We start from the raw sequence: 17983 nt of genomic DNA, 5'->3' as shown, positions 1-17983 counted from the left end.
ATATGAAGAAACTGATGCAGACCGCAGACGAATGGATGAGAAGGCGAATCCGCATGGTGTACTGGAAACAATGGAAACGAGTGAAGACAAGGTTTACGAACCTAAAAGCATTTGGGATCCGCGCCAAACAAGCATGGGAATACGCCAACACAAGAAAGGGCTACTGGAGAACCTCCCATAGCCCGATCCTCTCCAAATCCCTCGACAACAATACCCTCAAAGAACTCGGATTCTTATTCTTTTCAGATTACTACCGACAAGTTACAACGTAAACTTAGGAACCGCCGTATACCGAACGGTACGTACGGTGGTGTGGGAGGTCGGCTACTCAACTAATGGGTAGCCTCCTACCCGATTTTGGACTCATTATCTCATAGAAAGCATGCTGGAGAATAAAGGGTTTCCCAACAAGGCCGGTAGTTTGTTATGATTTAAAAGGCCGCAAAAAATGGTTTAAGGATGTGAAGCGTAATTATGTTGAATCCAATTGCAATTTCATTGGGTCCTATCCAGGTACATTGGTATGGGATTATTATTGGTTTTGGTGCTTTACTTGGACTGATGCTCGCAATAAGGGAAGGAAAACGGTTCGGTATTTCAGCTGATTTTTTTATGGACTTACTATTAATTGGGGTACCTTCTGCATTAATCGGCGCAAGAGCATACTACGTAGCGTTTGAATGGAGCAATTATAAAAATCACCCCAGTGAAATAATTGCAATTTGGCATGGTGGTATAGCCATCTATGGTGCTTTAATTGGTGCTATTATAGCTGCTGTTATTTATACACGGAGGAAAGGGTACGACTTTTGGAGAATTGCTGATTTCTGTGCACCAGGTTTAATAACTGGACAGATGATCGGGCGCTGGGGTAACTTTATGAATCAAGAAGCGCATGGCGGTCCAGTTTCGGAGAGCTTTTTGCGAGATACGTTACATCTTCCGAAATTTATCGTGAATCAAATGTTCATTGACGGTCAGTATTACCACCCGACATTCTTATATGAATCCTTATGGAGCTTCACTGGCCTTTTAGTGCTGCTATGGCTTCGCCGAAGATCGTTTCTTCGGGCAGGCGAGCTTTTTATGAGTTACTTCGTCTGGTATTCGCTAGGACGGTTTTATGTAGAAGGCGTGCGCACAGACAGCCTAGTGTTTGAAGGTCCTCGATGGCTGGCATCGTTCCTGAAGGTGTTATGGAGCCCGATGAGTTCATTCGGGTGGGGAGCGATGGAGGCAGGCAAGAATATTCGGATTTCTCAGTTGCTTGCGATAATGATTATTTTAGCGGCCGTTACGTTCATCATTGTTCGGAGAAAACAAAAAGGCTCCATACCGTATAGTTCTCCTGTCGAGACAAAAATCTCGGCTGCTCCTGTAATTCAAGGGCAGAAGGCACAAGAAAGCTAATAGTTACTCCTGTCATATTTATGGCAGGAGTTTTTATTTGTAAGATGGAATCGTCTTGTTCCAATTGCAGCTTTTCTCATTTTATTAGTGACTTACAAACTATAATTTTCCTCATCACGAAGACCGACCGATGTGTGGAAACAGAACGTGAGAGAAGAACAGGGAAAAGGCGAAGGAAGAGTACCTGAGCGAATGTCTGTTTTCGATCGGGGATGGCGACAATAGAAACAACGTAGTCGAAGGATCGAAAGGGATAGGGATATTATTCAATGCCGAATTCAATTCCATTTCTTATACTTATCGCGGTTTGCGCGATCGCCTATTCGGTTCTGCTGTTTCATAAACGCGCCGCATGGCCAGTCATTCTTCTCCTTTCCTATTCCGGCATGATTTACGTGTTCGAATTTTTCATTTTCATCTGGAAGGACAGTTATCGCTATTCCCCTCATCTTCTAAGCATCCCCTATTACGACAACGCATTGGGGGCTGTGTTCTCCAATCTGCTATCGGTGCCGGTAGTGAGTCTTTTCGTTGCTGTTTATCGGCTCAGTTGGAGGTGGATTGTCTGCCTTTCGCTTGCATACGGCGGAGTAGAATGGTTATTTCTCCATTGGGGGATCTATCAGCATAATTGGTGGAGAACCTGGTATACGATCCTCTCGTTAATGCTATTCTTCATGCTCACTCGGCAATGGAAGATCTGGTTGGCTGGACGCAGCCGTCTATTCAAATTCGTCACGCTGCTGATGTTTGCATGGAGCGTCGTGGCGACGCTTGTGTACACGTTGGCGGTAACCGGCGTTCGTATCTTTCATATCGGGTATTTCCAAGACCCTTATCATGACGACATCTTCTTCTCGGCGATTTATGCGTTCTTTAAGGCGGCCGTGCTCTCCGTCACCGTCACGGTAACGCTTCGCCGTTGGCGCAGGTTGAGCTCGCTGCTCATCATTCTCGCTGCCCATCTTATCCTCATGCAGCTTGGGATATTAAGAGTCTTGATTCCGTTATGGCAATATTGGCTCATATACATGCCATGCTGTTTGTTCGTGCTGTGGCTGGTTGCAGTCAGCAGCCGCAAGTTAGAGCAATTCAGGGTGGAACAGTAAGCTTTCAAATTCAAATTAAGTCAGCAAAAAAGCTGCGACTATTGTGGGAAATCCGTCTTCCTTAAATCCATAATAAATAGCTTACTATTTGCTGTACACCAGGGCGACTTGAAATTAATCATTATAGATACGAAGCAAGTAGTTCATCTGATTATTTCAACGCAAACGCCGTCAATGTCGGTCATAAGTCCAGTCATAAAACGGAACCTAACCACCAAAGCTACATTTGCGGTTGCCAGCGTTTCAGACGCTATCACCTTTTCTGACGAACCAGACGCAGAAGCTTTACTCGGAAAAGGAGATATGTATTACAAATCTAATGATGCAAATAGGTCTGCGGTAATTGTAATTACCGGAGGGCAGCCTGCTTGTCTCTCCGAACTGCTAAACACAGAAAACCGGCCGAGAATCCTCTCGCCGGTTTTCTTATTGTAATCCGTCTTGCTGCGGCTTTTAAGCTTTAGCTTGAAGCGCAGAAGCATTCTTCGAAATCCGCAGCGCCATCAGCGAAGCGATCAGGCAAATAAACCCGGCTGTCACGAAAGCAGTCGTATAGGTGCCGGATATTTGCCGGACTAGCCCCGCGCCGTAGGCTGCTGTCGAAGCGCCGATTTGATGGAACACAACGACCCAGCCGAACACCATGCCTGCCCGTTCTTTTCCGAATGTTTGCGCGGCGAGCTTGACAGTAGGAGGCACGGTTGCGATCCAATCCAGACCATAGAAAATCGAGAAAACAACGAGCATAGCCGGCGTCGCATCGAGCGCATAAGGCAGGAAGATGAGTGACAAGCCGCGCAGGCCGTAGTACCAGAACAGCAGCTTGCGGGAGTCGAAACGGTCCGTTAACCAGCCCGACATCGTCGTGCCGACCAAATCGAAGATGCCCATAAAGGCAAGCAGCCCGGCTGCCGTCACTTCTTCGATGCCATGGTCGCCGCAGGCGGCAATCAGATGCGTGCCGATCAGGCCGTTCGTCGAGAAACCGCAGAAGAAGAACGTACCAGCAAGCAGCCAGAAGGTCTTGCTTCTCAACGCATCGCGAAGCGTTAACAGCGGCGTTAAGAATATGCTGCCCCGAAACGGCTCCGGTTTCACGACCTCTTCCGTGCCGTAAGCCGCCGAGCCAACATCATACGGGTGGTTGCGCATGAAGATCGCAACCACAATCAACAGAACCAGCACGACGCCGACAGCCGTATAGATGGCATAGCGCCAGCCCTGGTTAACGGTAATATGCGCCAGCAGCGGCAGGAAGAGCAATTGCCCGGTCGCCGCGCTTGCGGTCAGGATGCCGACAACCAAGCCCCGGCGCTGCACGAACCAGCGGCTTGCGACGGTGACGCCGAGCACGTTCGCAATCATGCCTGTCGCAAACCCGGACACAACTCCCCAAAGGAGCTGATATTGCCACAGATGGGTCATCAGCGGAGTGAGCGCAAGGCTTCCGGCCAACACCGCCAGCGCGGCGACCATCATCCTGCGCACGCCGAACTTCGCGAGCAGTGCCGCCGAGAATGGCCCAACGAGGCCGTATAGAAAGATACCGACTGAGATAACGCCGGAAATTCCGCTGCGTTCCCAGCCGAATTCCGTTTCAAACGGCACCATCAAGATGCTTGGCATTGACCGGATACCTGCGGAGATGAGCAGCGCGACGAACGTCACGAGCACGACGACCCAACCGTAAAAGAATTTGGTCGGCGATGAAGATGAAGCGGATGATTGCATAAGATGACACCTCTTTCGATAAAATAACGGAAGTCGTGCAATTAGATTTTAATAAACATCAATTGACGACCGATCGCATTTTTATTTTGTATGTACAACGAATATAGTAGGTTGCACATGTACTTGTCAATGGCTTATCGAAAACTTCATCCATCTTCGACCGAAGAAATTGGAGTGTCCATTTTATCCTAGAGACCGGACACAGGCGCCAGGGAGATTGCCTGCGGCGGTCATTGCGAAGAGAACCGGAGTTTACCTCTTGCTTGCTACTCTTCCATCAAAGCGCTCGTTTTCACCAGCTCTGCAGACAGCAGATCGGCTGCCGCCTTGCCGAGCAGGTTCTCGTATTCTGCCTTGAATGCTTTGGAGGCATCGCGGATTCGAGGTACCAAGGCGTTTCCTTTTTCCGTCGGGTAGACGAGCACTGTTTTCCCTTGCACTTTGCGCTCTACAAGATTTTTCGTTTCCAATTTATCGATGAAACGCGTAAGTGTCGAAGGCGTAATGTACAGCTTCTCGGCGAGAAGCTTCTGCGTAATGCCCGGCGAGCCGTTCACGATACGAATCAAATAGCCATACATCGGCGACAAGCCGGTCTGTGCGAATTGTTCCTCGGCCATCTTCGTAACGGCGCGGCTTAGCCGGTTCGCGTTAAAAAACAGGCAATCACGGAGGAACGCCTCGTCGTTCTGGGAGGCGGGCATGTCGTCGTTGAGCGGATTGTTCATGTTGAATCCTCCTTCTTTGATTTCGGTGTACATACAACTTAGGTATATCTCAAAGGTACGCAGATGTCAAACTGTTGCCAAGGCCTAAAAAAGCCCACATCATGAAATTGATTGATACCGCTCCAGGTACAGCGGCTGCATCCATAACCGAAGGCACCGAAGCTTGATTGCACAATCAAGCTTTTTTGTCGTCTCCAAAAACAGGACATTAGCAAATTTTGTGGAAGATATACGTACTGTTATCGCTGCTGGCAATTCGGAGTTGGCAGAGTGAAAGAATTAGAAGGGAGAGGGGATTCGTAGAGCGTATGGCAAGTTCAATCCATGCCGTCTACGACCACTTACGTACTCCGTTTAAACGGGAAGTGCCGGTGCTTCAAGGTTCGTATGAGAATGGCGGCGAATGGGAGCAAGCCGGGTTGTATAAATGCTGCTTCATTGAAGCCGAAGGCCGGTATTGGATGTTCTATAATGCCAAAGACAAAGCGGAATGGCCTTGGACGGAGGAAACGGGACTTGCGGTATCGGTCGATCTGATGCATTGGGAGAGATATGCCGGCCCCGGCGGTTTCGAACCGGTCATGCGCGTTCAACTGGATAGCTTCTATAGCCACTATTTAAGCGATCCTCATATTCGTCTCGACAGTCGGCTTAGCAAATACAACCGATTGTATCATTTCTATTGTGCCTGCAGACCCGCCAAGCATGGGGATGGGGCGAAGATCGCGGAGGGCGATGGCGAATTCCGCTGCATTGCGCTCAGAACAAGCTCACCTATAGACGAATAGCTTGTTAAAATATGTGAATAATAGGCAGGAGAACGTAACCGTATATACAATGAGGAAGTGAAGCAGCATGGCGACGAAATCTGCAGCTGGGCAAAAGACAGAGCGTGAAGGGAATTCCCTGTTCCTCACGATGAAGATTGCCGCATGGGTAGCGGCTATTGTTGGTGTAATCCTGTGTCTTTCGCATATCAATGATTTTAATGATCATAACCGTTCCTTAATGAGCGGCGTTGGCTTTCTGGTGGGCAGCGTGTTCATCTATACGATTGGCACAGCGATCAATCTCGTGCACAAACGGAAGATGGAATCCGAGTAAGAATATTTATTACCTCGACCAAGGACTGTTTCCTTCTCATGGGAAACGGTCCTTTTCATTTAAACCATGTAATTTCGCCCCTTATCAGTTAAAATAGTCCAAGAGTACTAGTCGTCCAATTGACGGTCGCGAGAGGAGAATGATTATGGCCGTGTACCAGCTGTTTATAAGGCAGCTCATTCGTAATTACTTTATCGGATCTGCCATCGCCGTTCTCGGAGTAGGCAGTGTGATCATCTTTATGACACTGGAGTTATCGAAGAGGGAAGTAGGAGCTCTGTTGTTTGTGCTGGTATGTTCCCTACTTGTCATGTTCATTTCAGAGCTGGTTGCTTTTCGCCGTCATATTCATCCGATCCAATCCTGCTTTCAGAGTCCGAATCCATCCCGTGAGCTGATTCAGCAGGCATACTTAAGAGCACATCGATTCCCTGCGCTTGCTGTAAGGCGGATTATGGGACCTCATCTCATTGGCGGCTATGTTCCGGCAGCTTTGAATTTGGCGATCTTTATCCATCTTGGTATCCTCTCGCTGCCGTATTATTATATCGGCCTTGCTTTGCTCGGAGCCTCTCTTGTTGCAAGCATGCACGCAATGGTAGAGTTTTTTCTCACTAACCGCACGATCAGGCCGCTCCTGATTCATCTTCGGCAAAGCTTCGTCTCTCAGTATCATTCCGACCTTACACTGGAAGGAGAGGTGCTGATCTCGATCCAGCGCAAATTCCAATGGAGCGCTTTCCTGATAGGCACGTTTCCGCTTTTCCTGCTAAGTCTCGCAACCCAAATTCGGCTCGGCGAGATTACTTCTGTTGCTTCCCAGCAGTATTGGCAAGGGGCAGCATTAATTTTGCTGATCGGCATCTTGTTCTCGTCTGTGGGCGCTTGGCTGCTGTCCCAAGATATCGTTCATCCGATTCGCAGCTTGTTCAAATCTCAGAATGACGTGAAGAACGGTAACTTCGATACGCAGGCGCCAGATATATATGCCGACGAATTTTCGAGCCTTGTCTCGGGGTTCAATCATATGGTAGAAGGCTTGAAGACAAGGGAACGGATGAACAGTCAATTGCTGCAAAGCTATTTCAGCACGCTGGCTGCCGCGCTCGATGCACGCGATCCGTATACCGCTGGTCATTCGCTCCGGGTAGCTGAATATTCGGTCACCATCGCGCGTCTTGCGGGGTTATCGCCGGTTGATATGGACACCTTGAAGCGCTCGGCATTATTGCACGACATCGGCAAAATCGGCGTAAGGGATTCGGTCCTGTTAAAGGAAGGACGCCTGAGCGATGAAGAATACGCCATTATCAAGCTGCATCCGGTGCTCGGAGAAACCATCTTGAAGCAAATTAAACCGGCAGAGGCGCTTGCCGACATTCTGCCCGGCGTTCGTTCCCATCACGAGCATTACAACGGCGGGGGATATCCGGTTGGACTTACCGGGGAGAATATTCCGCTGCAAGGAAGAATTATCGCGATCGCCGATGCTTTCGACGCCATGACTTCGGACCGACCGTACCGAAACGGAATGCCGGCATTGAAGGCTCTCGCCATTTTGGAAGAAGGAATGGGCCTCCAATGGGATCCGAAGCTCGCTTCGCTTTTTATACAGGAGATGCGAAAGCAGCATGAACAACCATCTCAACTCGAGAAAACCATCCCGTTCCGTATTCAGCAGGCGTAACGAACGACATCTATAATTTCGATTAAGGACTGTTTCCTTCATAAGGGAGACAGTCCTTCTTTTTTAGCCAGCCGTAATATTGATTAGGTTTACGGGAAAAATTAAGTAAATCCCAGGTGAGGTTAGGAGATGAGGAACGCTTATGCGTATTTCTAAGATGCTGCGGCTGCTGACCACAAGCGTCGTCATGATAGGCACCATTGCGCTCGTATCAGGCTGCAAGTCGATGATTGTGTTCGATCCGAAGGGACCCATCGGCAGCCAGCAGCGCGACCTGATCAATATTACAATGCTGCTTTGTCTCATTATATTGGTTCCGGTCATGCTGATTTTTGCGTGGATCGTGTGGCGTTTCCGAGATAGGAAGGGCAATGACGCGCCATATCAGCCCGTTTGGTCACACAGTACGAAGCTGGAAGTCATTTGGTGGAGCATACCGATCATCGTCATCTTGATCCTGGCACTGGTGACTGCCCATTACACGTACGCGCTGGACCCGGCGAAACCAATTGCATCGGACAAGAAAGCCGTCACCATTCAAGCGACGTCGCTCGACTGGAAATGGCTGTTCCAGTATCCGGATCAAGGCATCGCGACCGTCAACTACTTGGTTATTCCGGCGAAGACGCCGATTAAATTCGAGCTGACCTCAGACGGCCCGATGAATTCGTTCTGGGTGCCTCAGCTCGGAGGAATGATCTACACGATGTCCGGCATGGCGACAACGATGTTCCTTCAAGCGGATGAACTTGGTAACTATATGGGTACTGGAGCTAACTTCACAGGCCGTGATTTTGCGAAAATGGGATTTACGACGAAAGCCATTGCACAGGCTGATTTCGATAAATGGGTGAATGATGCGAAGGCCAGCGGGAATGCGTTATCCGAGGAAGGGTATCAAACTTTGGCAATGCCCGGAACTTCCGAGCAGATGACGTTCGCATCGATACCGGACGGATTGTTCCATCGGATCGTCCATGAATATTCCATGAGCCGTGGAGCTCCTCCTGGATATACGCGGAAAGCTCAAACGCTCAGTGGAGAGAAGAAAGCCGAGCATACCGAAGGCGGACAACTGCCGCCGGGGAATGGTGCTCAGAAGGATTCCCCCGATATGAGCAGCACCGGGCCAGGGCACGCCATTCAAATGCTTGACCACCATACGCACATGAATCACGGCAAATGAGAGGAGGGCCTTACGTGTTTTATATGATGGAGGATATTGGAAGTTTCGTTTCGTGGTTCTTTGTCACTGGCGATCCATTGATCTATGGAGCGGATGTCGCTATCACGCTGACTTCAGTGGCGATTATATTCGTGCTTACGTTTTTCGGCAAATGGGGCTGGTTGTACCGGGAATGGCTCACGACCGTAGACCATAAACGTGTCGGGATTATGTATATCATCGCTGCATTGCTGATGCTGTTCCGCGGCGGTGTCGATGCGCTCATGATGCGGACGCAGCTTGCTTTTCCCAATATGGAATTTCTAGCGCCGGAGCACTATAACGAGGTGTTCACCACACACGGCGTCATCATGATTCTATTCATGGCGATGCCGCTCATGTTCGGCTTATTCAACATCGCGGTACCGCTTCAGCTAGGCGCGCGCGACGTCGCGTTCCCGTTCTTGAACTCGCTCAGCTTCTGGCTCTTCTTCATGGGCGCGATGCTGTTCAATATGTCGTTCGTTATCGGCGGCTCGCCGAATGCCGGCTGGCTCTCTTACCCGCCGCTCTCCGAGATGACGGGCAGTCCGGGAGTAGGAGAAGACTTCTACATATGGGGAATTCAAATTTCCGGTATCGGATCCCTGATGACGGGCATTAACTTCATTGTCACGATTGTCAAAATGCGCGCACCGGGGATGACCTGGTCGAGAGTGCCGATATTTACGTGGTCGGTGCTGTCCAGCTGCATTGCGATTATCGTTGCATTTCCGGTGCTGACGGTAACGCTGGCGCTGCTTTTCCTGGACCGTTATCTAGGGGCGCACTTTTTTACGATGGACGGCGGCGGCAACTCCATGATGTTCGTCAACCTGATCTGGATGTGGGGCCATCCGGAAGTTTATATTGTCGTACTGCCCGCCTTCGGTATTTTCTCTGAAGTTGTGGCGGCCTTCTCGAAAAAACGTTTGTTCGGCTACGGTTCAATGGTGTTTGCGATGCTTAGCATTAGCATTATGGCGTATTTCACCTGGCTGCATCACTTCTTCACGATGGGCTCGGGAGCTAATGTCAATCTCTTCTTCGCGATATCAACGATGATTATTGCGATTCCGACAGGCGTGAAGATTTTCAACTGGCTGTTCACGATGTTCCGCGGCCGAATCTCGTTCACAACGCCGATGCTATGGACGATCGCGTTCATTCCGTGCTTCATCGTCGGCGGCATGACGGGCGTCATGCTCTCGGTCGCGCCTGCTGATTTCCAGTTCCATAACAGCTACTTCCTCATCGCTCACTTCCACCAAGTGCTCATCGGCGGGGTAGCCTTCGGTTACTTCGCGGGCTTGTATTACTGGTGGCCGAAGATGTTCGGCTTCAAGCTGAATGAGACGATCGGCAAATGGGCGTTCTGGATTTGGAACATCGGCTTCTATGTATGCTTCTTCCCGCAGTATATCGTTGGTCTCGACGGTATGACCCGCCGGCTCAGCTCTTATAGCTGGGACACGGGCTGGTGGGCGATGAACTTCACTTCGACCATCGGCGGTTTCCTGATGGGGATCGGCTTTCTGTTCCAGGTATGGCAAATCGCGCACAGCATCAAATTTATGGAGAAGGATACGACAGGAGATCCGTGGGGAGCCCGCACGCTGGAATGGTCGATTCCATCGCCTGCGCCGCTCTATAACTTCGCGACCACGCCGCTCGTCACCGATCGCGACGATTGGTGGGAGGAGAAGGAACGTATTGCTGCCGGGAAAATGCCGAAGGACAAGCCGAGACTCGAGCCGATTCATATGCCGAAGAACTCGCCGATTCCTTTTATCCAATCGGTCTGCTGGTTCATCGTCGGCTTTGGCCTTGTGTTTCACTGGCTCTGGATCGCGATTCCCGGATTTATCGGAATCGCCTTGACGCTGCTGGCACATTCGTTCAACTACGATACCGATTACTATATTCCGGTCGATGAAATACGGCAGACGGAAGCCAATGCGGGGAGGAGTGTCTGATGGCGCACGCACATAATCACGCATTTGCCCATGAAGGCGGCCATGATGGCCATCATGATCTGGAGGAGCTTCGCAAATTCGGCTTCTGGATCTTTCTCATCACCGACTTGATCTTGTTCTCCACGCTGTTTGCCACGTATCTCGTGATTCACGAGAATACGGCAGGCGGACCGGATGCGAAAGAAATATTCGAATTGCCGGGCGTTATCGTGGAAACGTTCATTCTGCTGACGAGCAGTTTCACGAGCGGCTTGGCTGTGCTCGCGATGAATGCGGGAAGCCAGAAAGGGCTGGTCGGCTGGCTTATTGTGACGATCCTGCTTGGCGCCAGCTTCGTCGGCATGGAAGTGACGGAGTTCTTGAAGCTCATCCACGAAGGGCATACGATTCACTCCAGCGCGTTTCTTTCCGGCTTCTTCACGCTTGTCGGTACGCACGGGCTGCACGTCTCGCTGGGCATATGCTGGATCACAGCGCTTATCATCCAGCTGTCGCGTTATGGCATTACAGAGGTCACGCAGCGAAAAGTACATATCACGAGCATTTACTGGCACTTTCTTGACGCGGTCTGGATCTTCGTGTTCACGGTCGTTTACTTGATGGGGGTGATGTGACTTGGCGCAAAATAATGCAATCGGACACGGAGGCCATGGGGGGCACGGAGATCATGCCGGACATCACGGCTCGCTGACCGAGTATGTGATAGGCTTCCTGCTATCGATCATCCTGACCGTTATTCCAATCCTTGCGGTCGTGGATGATTGGATGGGGAGGACAGCGACGATCATCTTGCTGCTGGCCACTGCGGCTTTGCAGTTTGGGGTGCAGCTGCTGTTCTTCATGCACTTGCGGGAAGAACAGGGGCCGCGTTACAACCTCGTTACGCTTATTCTCGGCTTAATCGTCGTGGTCGTGGTCGTCTACGGTTCCATCTGGATTATGGATCATAACAAGATGTACTAGCTGTTAGGAGAAGCTCAGCCGGGTACGGCTGAGTTTCTCGGGCATTGCGGCCTCTCTGCCCGGTCGAGGAGGGCTACGTTGGATAAATCCATTATAGGAGGGTGATTTGAGCGAATATTGCATGCTATGTTGGAAAAATCGAAAAATCCACTCATTTCAGATAAAATCAGACGAAATAAGCCTTTTTAGCTAAAATGAGTGCATAAATCCAATATAGCTAGATAATTAAGCTGATATATGGATATTGGAGTGGATTAATCCAATATAGCCATGCAGTGCGATCTGCTTAGTTTTATATGAGAAAGTATCTCGATATTAAGAAGCTCAGCCGAATATGGCTGAGCTTCTTTATGTATGAGTTGATTTTGAAATAGTGGTTCGATTCTCAAACGAATTGGTTGTCTATTATCCTAAGAAAACTTGAAGAAACAGAAATATGATTTAATTCTTGAAACGTGCATATTATACTAGCCTCATCGAATCGTGGGTAAAAAGGCGGAAAGACTTTAGGACCTATCAAGGAATAGCTACCTTTATAGCATTATTTTCATCAATGAAGTTTTCGAATAAATGGCCAGTGAGCGAAAATATTGTGAGAGAACGAGCTGCAGCATACTTGTCGGACGCCTTTAATCAAGAGTTCGTAATTGATCAAGTGAAGTACAGTATTAATGGAGGAGAAAAAAAGTTTATAGTTGATTCTCATTTGCCCCAGAATAGAAGTCTGCAAATGACCCTAGCATCAACACTAGGTTTAAGCATCCTCCAATAGATGTCCTTTTAATTGTGGCGAACGATGGACGCAGTAAATCATCCTACGAGTCGATGTTAAAATCGTACAAAAATAAATTAATGAATAGTAACTTTAACAATATTAAAGGTATCAAGATGTTTGTCATTAATAGCGAATTAAGGCCAGCAAAGGATCTTACATATGAGGAGTTGCATAAATACTATCATTCTAATAGTGAAATAATAATAACTGGTTAAGAGAGTTATCAGACTGCACAGCAAATAGTGAAAAAGCCCAAGCTCAGCCGGGTACGGCTGAGCTTCTTTATGTTTCGTGAATGATAGTATTCATGTCCTGCGTCCCGTGATATAGTGGAAGGAAATGTTTCTCAAATCCATCTAACATTAGGACTATCGCCTTAGGAGGGCATCGCAGCATGAAGGTCTCTTACTTTCGTTCACTCGCATTTCGAATTTCCCTGTTAGCCGGTATTTGTTGTTTGGTATTATGTTCCGTATTGACGTACGTCTCGTACAAGCAGCAAACCAATCAAGTGTATGATGAATTGAATGCTGTAGAGGGCATGTTCCATTCCCCGCTCATGCTCCAAACCGATGAGATCGAGTTCTCGAAGGCGGAGTCGCTCAAGAATCCGGAAGCTTATAAGAGTGAGTCTAAAGTAATGGTGCTGCAGGCGCAGATGGATCGGGCTGCTTCCTCCGATCTCGTCGAGAACGCCTATATGTTCTATCCCGAGTGGAAGACCCAGGACGGCCAGCCGGCGCTGTTGAATTTCTTGTCCAATTCCGAGTTGTATGAAGGTGGCGAAATCCCTTCGACGGTATATGTCCCGCAGCCAGCGTTGTATCGGGCGCTGAAAGATGCTGAGGTGTCAGGTTATAGTGTGACGAAGCCTTACACAGACGATTACGGAACTTGGATCAGCGCGATCAGCGCGGTTAAAGACAAGAATGGCAAGCTCATCGCCTTCGCGGGACTGGACTTCAACTACAAGCTCATACAGACGATATTGAATAAACGGCTGATGGAGAGCATCATCACCGGAGCAGTAGCTTTACTGATCTTCATCATCCTGCTCTCGATCAGCGTTCGTTATAGTCTTCGTGGAATCAAGAGCCTTAATAAGCTCGCTGAACATGCAGCAGAAGGTGATTTGTCCGGTCAAACGAAAATCAAGAGTCGCAATGAGATTGGATTGCTCAGCGAGCATTTCAACGCGATGATCCGCAATCTTCGCTCCCTTATTGAGCACATTGCAGAATCGTCCCAGCAAGTATCCGGGGCTTCAGAGAAGCTGTTAAAAGGTGCAGCTGAAACGGTACAAGCAACGCAAGCTATCGCTGTCTCGATGGAGCAGCTCACCTGCCGTTCCGAGGAACAGCTCGTCGGGGCACAAGAGAACAGCCGCGCGATGGATGAAATTACGACGGGCATCCAGCGCATCGCGGAATCGGCGACTGAAACGTCCAGAGAGTCCGAGGACGCGAAGCAGTGGACGTCCGAGGGCAATGAGCAAATGCAGCAAAATCTCTCGCAAATCGCCGGAGCGCTCGGCGAATTGCGTCTAGGCGTACAGTCGATGAACAGCCTGATGAAGCTGTCCGAGGAGATCGGCAATATCACGAAGATGATCTCGGAAGTGACGACCCGCACGAATCTGCTTGCCTTGAACGCTTCCATCGAAGCATCCCGCGCAGGAGAGCATGGCCGCGGCTTCGCGGTCGTATCCCGCGAAATTCGCACGCTGGCCGAGCAGTCCAAGCAATCGTCGGAGCAGATCGCCGATCTGATCGAACGCGTACAGCAGGAGACGCAAGCGGTATTCGTCGCGATGGATCGGGGCATGGTGGAATTTGAAGCGATCGAGACGGTTGTTCAGAAGGCGGATCTGACGTTCCAGCAGCTGGCCGTAACCGTTCAAGCGGTAGCCGTGCAGATGGTGGATGTCTCCGCTGTTTCCCAGCAAATGTCGGCAGGCTCCGAAGAAGTATCTGCTTCCATCGCTGAGATGGCCTCGCAGTCCCGCATGACGTCGGAGATGACCAAGAATATCTCGGCTGCTTCCGAAAGCCAGCTGGCTACGATGTCCGAGGTTACGGAGACAGCAACCCGGCTGAGCGGGCTGTCCGGCGAGCTGCAGCAGGCGGTCGCGAAGTTTAAGTTGTAGATTTAGATAAAATGAGAGAAAGAGCGCAGGCGATATGCCTGCGCTCTTTCTCTTCCTTGCCTTATTCAGCAGCTACACTTTCAAGTACGAGAACTCCGGCTTCCCTCTCGTCACGATGTCCCAGTCCCATAGCGAGATCATTTGCTCCAGGTGCTTCATCCGCGCCTGGCCCGCCGATTCAAGCATCGCATCGCCAAAATAGCGGTCTATATGAGCGCCGACGTGGGGAAGAATCATTTTTCGCAAGAAGCCGATGTCCTCGTCTTTATAACGCTCACACATGTTCATCGTGAACATTCTGCGTTTGTTTCCACCACCCCAAGCAGAATGGAAGGTGCGATGGTTAAAAATGAGCAAATCACCGGGAGTGACATCGAGCACCTGGGCAGGAAGTTCGGAGCCGTGCAGGCCGAAGTGCTGCTGGCTATGCGGTACATGATGCATGATATCCAGCGCATAACGATCGGTTTCACGGTGACTGCCGGGGATGACGCGGAGCGCGCCATTAGAGCCGTCCAATTCATCGAGGTAAAAGGCAAGCTTGATGTGTAAGTATTTCGGCTCTCCGCCGTCTGGATGCCAACCTGTGTCTCCCGAGTAATAATTCCCGTCGCTGCCCCAATAGTTGAAATCCTCGCCAAGCAGAGAACTGGCAACCTCATGGATTCTAGGGTCATCGAGCAAACTGGACAAGTAGTAGCTGGAATCGACGCATGGAACCATCGTTCTCCGGCTGCCATCATGAATGCCTAATATGCCCTCATACGCTTGAAGCACTTTCTCAAATGCTTGTGTGATCTTCTCAATGTCGTCTTTAATTAAACCCGGAAGCTTAAGAAAACCGAACACATGGAAGAAATTCACCTGCTGCTGAGTGAGTCTCAAAATTCATCTCTCCTTCCAAATGAAGTATAAGAAGCGGCCAACGTGTGCCGGTGACTCTTACTTTGAGTGTATGCTGCCATGGTATCTAAATATATTAATGGCGCACAGGCAGTTCTCGACAGACTTTGCACGCTCAAAGTGAAATATTAGTAGAGGGAGCTTGGCAGTACAAGCTGCCTTAGTTGCGTTCTCCGGCGTGTCCGCTGGTAATACAGTGACGGAAGGATGAGGCAGGATGTATAAAGGAAAAGGTCGTCTAGATGGCAAAGTAATTGTAGTTACCGGCGGGACCAGAGGAATCGGCAAAGGCATTGCCCTTATGTGCGCGGCGGAAGGTGCGAAAGTAATCGTCAGCGGCAGGAATGAGCAGGACGGGAGCGATGTCGTTGCGCAGATTGCGGAGAAGCACGCAGCGGAAGCGCTGTTCATTCGGAAGGATATCGGCAGCGAGGCGGCATGCCGCGAGTTAATAGAGGAGTCGGTTGCGCATTTCGGCCGAATCGATGGTCTTGTGAATAACGCGGGCATCTTTCCACGAGGAACGCTGCTGGAAACGACGGAGGAATTGTTTGACTCCATATTCAATGTTAATGTGAAAGGAGCATTCTTCTGCTCCAAATATGCAGTGACGGAGATGCTGAAGACCGGCGGCGGCTCGATCGTTCAGATCGGTTCAACGAACGGTTACAAGGGTTCCAGCGAGCTTGTTGCATACGCAGCTTCAAAAGGCGCGCTGCGGACATTGAACCGCAATATCGGGGTTCACTATGCGAGAGACGGCATCCGTTCGAACTGGATAACCGTTGGCTGGGTGGCCTCCGAAGGAGAAATCGAGCTTCATGCGAATATGGGATATTCGTTGGATCAGCTGCAAGAATGGGCGGCAGTTCGCGTTCCCAGCGGTCGCATGCAGACGGCGGAAGACATGGCATACGGAGTCATTTACCTGTTATCAGACGAGTCCAGTCAAGTAACGGGAACCGAGCTTTCCATTGCCGGAGGGCTAGGCATCTAGCTAGATACAAAAAGGGGAGACGGATATGTTTATACCTGAAGTTCGGACAAGTGATGCGCTCATACGGGAGATCAATGAAACACGCGTACCGTACGGCACGCTCGCCATATGGTTTCTCGGGCAGATGAGCGTCGTCGTGAAAGGGGACGATACGATTGTCTATATCGATCCTTATTTGGCAGACGCTCCATACAGGCGGTTTGCGCCGCCATTCCGGCCAGAGGAGGCTGTAAATGCCGATTGCGTGCTTATTACGCATGAGCATATCGATCACCTAGATCCGGATACGATACCCGCTATGGCAGGAAACAATAATGAAACGGTGTTTGTTGCGCCAGGCTGCTGTCAGAACGCCCTCGCAGAATTAGGCGTGCAATCGGATCGGCGCGTTCCTGCAAAGACCGGCGATTGGCAGCAATTAAACAAGCTTCGCTACAAGCCGATTCCCGCGGCGCATGAGGAGCTCGAGTATGATCCCGAGCTAGACCACCGATTCGTGGGTTACATGATTCAGTTGAATGGTGTTACGCTCTATCATGCCGGCGACACGACGATATATTCCGGTCTGCTCGATACCGTGCAAGCAGAGAAGGTCGACTGCGCGCTTCTGCCGATTAACGGACGCGACCCTTTCCGCTTGGCGCGAGGGATTGTCGGAAACATGAGCTTCCGGGAAGCAGCCGAGCTTGCGGTCTCTGCATGTATCGATACCGTCATTCCGATGCACTATGACATGTTCGAAGGAAATACGGAGCATCCGGGCTATTTCGTTGATTATCTCTATACGAATTATCCGACGCAGAAGAGTCATGTGATGGCACGATTCGAGAGATATGTGTATGTTTCCGCTCGAGCTTTCAAGTAAGGGTTATCATCTGCAGAAGGGGCTTCCATTTCGGGCAATGTCATTAAGTTAAGGTGTTGAACCAAATATCTATGCAAAGGAGCAGGTTATCGAAAGATAGCCTGCTCCTTTTTTGCGTGAAAAAGAGTAAAAGAACTTGACAAGCAGTTGAAAATGTGTGGCGAAGCCCCTTGAAAAAACGAGGAGGTTTCGCCCATGAATACGTACGCGAATTCACTAAAACAAAAGCTGACATCCCTTATTCAAGAAATGTCAGCCGCACCAGCACTGTATGTCAAAAACCCCGAAAAAGACTTTACGCGAAAGAAAAAGTTACCCTTTGAAACGGTTATGCAGCTCCTGATCTCAATGGGCGGAAACAGCCTATACAAGGAGCTCTTGGAGG

General features: G+C 49.8%; 16 protein-coding genes and 1 pseudogene. 14 read left to right on the top strand and 3 right to left on the bottom strand.

Annotation, left to right across the window (positions count from 1 at the left end; genetic code table 11):
• Positions 1–2 precede the first annotated feature (2 nt).
• The 3 genes from A8990_RS31915 to A8990_RS30760 all read left to right on the top strand — a co-directional run bounded on the left by A8990_RS31915 (position 3) and on the right by A8990_RS30760 (position 2519).
• Positions 3–272 carry a group II intron maturase-specific domain-containing protein gene (locus A8990_RS31915; RefSeq protein ID WP_425463948.1) on the top strand — a complete coding sequence of 90 codons (270 nt, stop codon included), beginning with the start codon at positions 3–5 and terminating at the stop codon, positions 270–272.
• Between the two features lie 202 nt (positions 273–474).
• Positions 475–1410 (top strand): prolipoprotein diacylglyceryl transferase, encoded by a 936-nt coding sequence (lgt, locus tag A8990_RS30765; protein WP_116192836.1) that lies wholly within the window; start codon positions 475–477, stop codon positions 1408–1410.
• A gap of 269 nt (positions 1411–1679) precedes the next feature.
• Complete coding sequence (locus A8990_RS30760) at positions 1680–2519, top strand: hypothetical protein (RefSeq protein WP_116192835.1); 840 nt, start codon at positions 1680–1682, stop codon at positions 2517–2519.
• A gap of 453 nt (positions 2520–2972) precedes the next feature.
• Here the strand turns inward: A8990_RS30760 and A8990_RS30755 are convergent, their stop codons facing one another.
• Together A8990_RS30755 and A8990_RS30750 are read right to left on the bottom strand one after the other, a co-directional pair.
• On the bottom strand, positions 2973–4250 hold the full coding sequence (locus A8990_RS30755) for an MFS transporter (protein ID WP_116192834.1): 1278 nt from the start codon (positions 4248–4250) through the stop codon (positions 2973–2975).
• Positions 4251–4516: 266 nt separating this feature from the next.
• Positions 4517–4978: a MarR family winged helix-turn-helix transcriptional regulator gene (locus A8990_RS30750; protein ID WP_116192833.1), complete on the bottom strand. Its 462-nt coding sequence runs from the start codon at positions 4976–4978 to the stop codon at positions 4517–4519.
• Positions 4979–5286: 308 nt separating this feature from the next.
• Here A8990_RS30750 and A8990_RS30745 point away from each other — a divergent pair, with 308 nt between their 5' ends.
• The 8 genes from A8990_RS30745 (at position 5287) to A8990_RS30710 (ending at position 14833) form a co-directional block, all read left to right on the top strand.
• Positions 5287–5766 (top strand): glycoside hydrolase family protein, encoded by a 480-nt coding sequence (locus A8990_RS30745; RefSeq protein WP_116192832.1) that lies wholly within the window; start codon positions 5287–5289, stop codon positions 5764–5766.
• Positions 5767–5833: 67 nt separating this feature from the next.
• The gene (locus A8990_RS30740) at positions 5834–6082 is read left to right on the top strand and encodes a hypothetical protein (protein ID WP_116192831.1); all 249 of its coding nucleotides are present in this window, start codon (positions 5834–5836) and stop codon (positions 6080–6082) included.
• Between the two features lie 145 nt (positions 6083–6227).
• Entirely contained in the window at positions 6228–7769 is a 1542-nt protein-coding gene (locus A8990_RS30735) for an HD-GYP domain-containing protein (RefSeq protein ID WP_116192830.1), read from the top strand.
• 142 nt (positions 7770–7911) lie between these two features.
• Positions 7912–8955, top strand: a complete 1044-nt coding sequence (locus tag A8990_RS30730) for a cytochrome c oxidase subunit II transmembrane domain-containing protein (protein WP_116192829.1) — start codon at positions 7912–7914, stop codon at positions 8953–8955.
• 23 nt (positions 8956–8978) lie between these two features.
• Positions 8979–10949, top strand: coding sequence for a cbb3-type cytochrome c oxidase subunit I (locus tag A8990_RS30725; RefSeq protein WP_116192837.1), 1971 nt, complete (start codon positions 8979–8981; stop codon positions 10947–10949).
• On the top strand, positions 10949–11563 hold the full coding sequence (cyoC, locus tag A8990_RS30720) for a cytochrome o ubiquinol oxidase subunit III (RefSeq protein ID WP_116192828.1): 615 nt from the start codon (positions 10949–10951) through the stop codon (positions 11561–11563). The genes A8990_RS30725 and cyoC overlap by 1 nt, the downstream gene beginning before the upstream one ends.
• 1 nt (position 11564) lies before the next feature.
• Positions 11565–11912 (top strand): cytochrome o ubiquinol oxidase subunit IV, encoded by a 348-nt coding sequence (cyoD, locus tag A8990_RS30715; RefSeq protein WP_116192827.1) that lies wholly within the window; start codon positions 11565–11567, stop codon positions 11910–11912.
• A 1169-nt stretch (positions 11913–13081) separates the two neighbouring features.
• The gene (locus A8990_RS30710; protein WP_116192826.1) at positions 13082–14833 is read left to right on the top strand and encodes a methyl-accepting chemotaxis protein; all 1752 of its coding nucleotides are present in this window, start codon (positions 13082–13084) and stop codon (positions 14831–14833) included.
• Positions 14834–14905: 72 nt separating this feature from the next.
• Here A8990_RS30710 and A8990_RS30705 read toward each other — a convergent pair whose 3' ends face one another.
• Positions 14906–15718: a phytanoyl-CoA dioxygenase family protein gene (locus tag A8990_RS30705; RefSeq protein WP_116192825.1), complete on the bottom strand. Its 813-nt coding sequence runs from the start codon at positions 15716–15718 to the stop codon at positions 14906–14908.
• Positions 15719–15953: 235 nt separating this feature from the next.
• Here A8990_RS30705 and A8990_RS30700 point away from each other — a divergent pair, with 235 nt between their 5' ends.
• The 3 genes and pseudogenes from A8990_RS30700 to A8990_RS30690 form a co-directional block, all read left to right on the top strand.
• A complete protein-coding gene (locus A8990_RS30700; RefSeq protein ID WP_116192824.1) occupies positions 15954–16733 on the top strand; it encodes an SDR family NAD(P)-dependent oxidoreductase in 780 nt (259 codons plus the stop codon).
• Positions 16734–16758: 25 nt separating this feature from the next.
• Positions 16759–17598 (top strand): MBL fold metallo-hydrolase, encoded by an 840-nt coding sequence (locus tag A8990_RS30695; RefSeq protein ID WP_116192823.1) that lies wholly within the window; start codon positions 16759–16761, stop codon positions 17596–17598.
• 195 nt (positions 17599–17793) lie between these two features.
• A pseudogene (locus tag A8990_RS30690) lies at positions 17794–17983 on the top strand (IS4 family transposase); the annotation flags it as partial.

This window comes from Paenibacillus taihuensis (assembly GCF_003386535.1).
GTDB lineage: Bacteria > Bacillota > Bacilli > Paenibacillales > Paenibacillaceae > Paenibacillus_Z > Paenibacillus_Z taihuensis.
Note: the sequence above shows the minus strand (reverse complement) of the source record. Positions and strands in the feature narration are given on the sequence as shown.

What these genes read in the sequence shown, in the direction of transcription:
- A8990_RS31915 (WP_425463948.1), top strand. Translation starts at nt 3, where the DNA reads ATGAAGAAACTGATGCAGACCGCAGACGAATGGATGAGAAGGCGAATC.
- lgt (WP_116192836.1), top strand. Translation starts at nt 475, where the DNA reads ATGTTGAATCCAATTGCAATTTCATTGGGTCCTATCCAGGTACATTGG.
- A8990_RS30760 (WP_116192835.1), top strand. Translation starts at nt 1,680, where the DNA reads ATGCCGAATTCAATTCCATTTCTTATACTTATCGCGGTTTGCGCGATC.
- A8990_RS30755 (WP_116192834.1), bottom strand. Translation starts at nt 4,250, where the DNA reads ATGCAATCATCCGCTTCATCTTCATCGCCGACCAAATTCTTTTACGGT.
- A8990_RS30750 (WP_116192833.1), bottom strand. Translation starts at nt 4,978, where the DNA reads ATGAACAATCCGCTCAACGACGACATGCCCGCCTCCCAGAACGACGAG.
- A8990_RS30745 (WP_116192832.1), top strand. Translation starts at nt 5,287, where the DNA reads ATGGCAAGTTCAATCCATGCCGTCTACGACCACTTACGTACTCCGTTT.
- A8990_RS30740 (WP_116192831.1), top strand. Translation starts at nt 5,834, where the DNA reads ATGGCGACGAAATCTGCAGCTGGGCAAAAGACAGAGCGTGAAGGGAAT.
- A8990_RS30735 (WP_116192830.1), top strand. Translation starts at nt 6,228, where the DNA reads ATGGCCGTGTACCAGCTGTTTATAAGGCAGCTCATTCGTAATTACTTT.
- A8990_RS30730 (WP_116192829.1), top strand. Translation starts at nt 7,912, where the DNA reads ATGCGTATTTCTAAGATGCTGCGGCTGCTGACCACAAGCGTCGTCATG.
- A8990_RS30725 (WP_116192837.1), top strand. Translation starts at nt 8,979, where the DNA reads ATGATGGAGGATATTGGAAGTTTCGTTTCGTGGTTCTTTGTCACTGGC.
- cyoC (WP_116192828.1), top strand. Translation starts at nt 10,949, where the DNA reads ATGGCGCACGCACATAATCACGCATTTGCCCATGAAGGCGGCCATGAT.
- A8990_RS30710 (WP_116192826.1), top strand. Translation starts at nt 13,082, where the DNA reads ATGAAGGTCTCTTACTTTCGTTCACTCGCATTTCGAATTTCCCTGTTA.
- A8990_RS30700 (WP_116192824.1), top strand. Translation starts at nt 15,954, where the DNA reads ATGTATAAAGGAAAAGGTCGTCTAGATGGCAAAGTAATTGTAGTTACC.
- A8990_RS30695 (WP_116192823.1), top strand. Translation starts at nt 16,759, where the DNA reads ATGTTTATACCTGAAGTTCGGACAAGTGATGCGCTCATACGGGAGATC.